This is a genomic window from Oceanobacillus luteolus (assembly GCF_023715655.1).
Taxonomy (GTDB): Bacteria; Bacillota; Bacilli; order Bacillales; family Amphibacillaceae; genus Oceanobacillus; species Oceanobacillus luteolus.
In genome coordinates this window covers 1-2,005 of sequence record NZ_JAMBON010000096.1, presented here as the reverse complement: position 1 = coordinate 2,005, position 2,005 = coordinate 1, and the positions used below count along the sequence as shown (strand labels likewise).

General features: G+C 40.5%; 2 protein-coding genes. Both read left to right on the top strand.

Features of this window, described 5'->3' with window-relative positions:
- Nucleotides 1–137: 137 nt before the first annotated feature.
- The gene (locus M3210_RS19750; protein ID WP_251517982.1) at nt 138–1,196 is read left to right on the top strand and encodes an LLM class flavin-dependent oxidoreductase; all 1,059 of its coding nucleotides are present in this window, start codon (nt 138–140) and stop codon (nt 1,194–1,196) included.
- Nucleotides 1,197–1,208: 12 nt separating this feature from the next.
- The gene (locus M3210_RS19745; protein ID WP_251517980.1) at nt 1,209–1,775 is read left to right on the top strand and encodes an NADPH-dependent FMN reductase; all 567 of its coding nucleotides are present in this window, start codon (nt 1,209–1,211) and stop codon (nt 1,773–1,775) included.
- The last annotated feature ends 230 nt before the right edge of the window (nt 1,776–2,005 follow it).

The following is a 2,005-nucleotide window of genomic DNA, read 5'->3' as shown; positions in this document are numbered from 1 at the left end:
TCCCAAATGATCCTAAGACCATTATCTAGGAATATCCCAGAGCGTCCAAGTCATTTGACATATCAACAGGTTGATTAACAAGGGAAATAATAGGCGGAAACTAAGTGCCTAAACATAATATACGAGGTGGAATATATATGGAATCCTATGGAATACAACCTGAGTTGGGAATGGAGTTTGGAATTTATACGTTGGGTGATCATATTTCTAATCCGCATACAGGAAAGAGGATACCTGCAGGTCAGCGTATCAAAGAGATCATTGAACTTGCAAAGCTGGCGGAACAAGCCGGGATTGATTTTTTCAGTGTGGGGGAAAGTCATCAAGAATATTTCACTACCCAGGCGCATTCAGTAGTTCTGGCGGCAATAGCCCAAGCTACCGAAAAGATTAAGATTGCAAGCTCAAGTACAATCATTAGTACATCAGACCCGGTCCGGGTGTTTGAAGATTTTGCAACGATCGATTTAATATCTGAAGGACGCACAGAAATCATAGCAGGTAGAGCTTCACGAATTGGCCTGTTTGAGCTGCTGGGTTATGATGTAAGAGATTACGAAGAATTGTTTGAAGAAAAATTTGAATTACTGTTAAAGATTAATGAGGAAGAGAAAGTTACATGGGAAGGGAAGTTTCGTGCACCGTTAAAGGATGCGGAAGTCCTTCCACGACCAACGAAAGGTAAACTGCCGATATGGCGTGCGGTAGGAGGACCGCCTGCTAGTGCGATTAAAGCAGGTTATCAAGGGGTACCTATGTTCTTAGCAACTTTAGGTGGTCCTGCGACAAGTTTCAAATATTCGATTGATGCTTATCGTGAGGCTGCTCGGGGACAAGGTCATATTCCGGAACAGCTACCAGTAGCGACTGCAGGATTGTTTTATACTGCAGAAACGACTCAGGAAGCACAACGCGCGTATTATCCCCATATTAATGAAGGGATGAAGTTGACGAACGGACGCGGTTATCCGAAACAGCATTTCGCTCAAGGGGCTGATCCGCGGGATGTAATGAATATCGGAAGCCCTGAATTGATAGTTGAGAAAATGCTTTATCAGCATGAGCTATTCAATCACCAACGATATATCGCACAGATTGATTTCGGTGGTGTTCCTTTTGAAAATCTAATGAAAAATATCGAGTTGATCGGTGAAAAAATATTACCAGAAGTTCGTAAATATACAAAGAAGAAGTGAGGAGAAAGAAGTATGAAGGTCGTATTACTACAAGGGTCGATTGTCGGTTCAAAAACCAGGACAGCATTACAATATGTGCAAACGACTTTTAAAGATAAATATCCAGATATTGAAGTGACCATGCTTGATTTAGCACAGTACGATATTCCATTCAGTGATGGACGGAATTATTTGGAGTATACAGGAGATGCTGGTTATGTTACCCAAACTATTATGGATGCTGATGCTGTAATAATTGGAACGCCTGTATTTCAGGCGTCAATTCCAGCAACATTAAAAAATATTTTTGATCTGCTTCCGGAGCAGGCGCTGTTGAATAAAGTAGTGAGCATTGTTGTCACAGCCGGCTCACCGAAACATTATTTAATTGCTGAGACCCAAATCAAACCAATCATTTCTTATATGAAAGGTCAACTGACTCAATCGTATGTGTTTATTGAGGAAAAAGATTTTCATCGTAAAGAAATTGTTAATGATGATATTTTGTTCCGCATGGATCGGTTAATAGAAGATACAATCACTTTAACAAATGCGTTGGAGGATATCCGAGCAGCAAAAGAAGCTGAATATGGATTTTGATGAATAAAGCCGGTTGAATCGTATGTACGTATTCAATCGGCTTTTTTGATTGAGTTAAGGAAATAGAAAAATTCAAACACACAGGATCTGAAAGTGTAAACGGGGTTAGAGTAAAATGTTTGTGGGAGAACATATACCCTGTCTTTGGTGTTGAAGTCGCAAGACTTCAACACCAAAGACAGGGCAAGCAAGCGAAGCGCGGTAGTATAAAGGGCGTTTTACGTGAAAAA

What these genes read in the sequence shown, in the direction of transcription:
- M3210_RS19745 (WP_251517980.1), top strand. Translation starts at nt 1,209, where the DNA reads ATGAAGGTCGTATTACTACAAGGGTCGATTGTCGGTTCAAAAACCAGG.
- M3210_RS19750 (WP_251517982.1), top strand. Translation starts at nt 138, where the DNA reads ATGGAATCCTATGGAATACAACCTGAGTTGGGAATGGAGTTTGGAATT.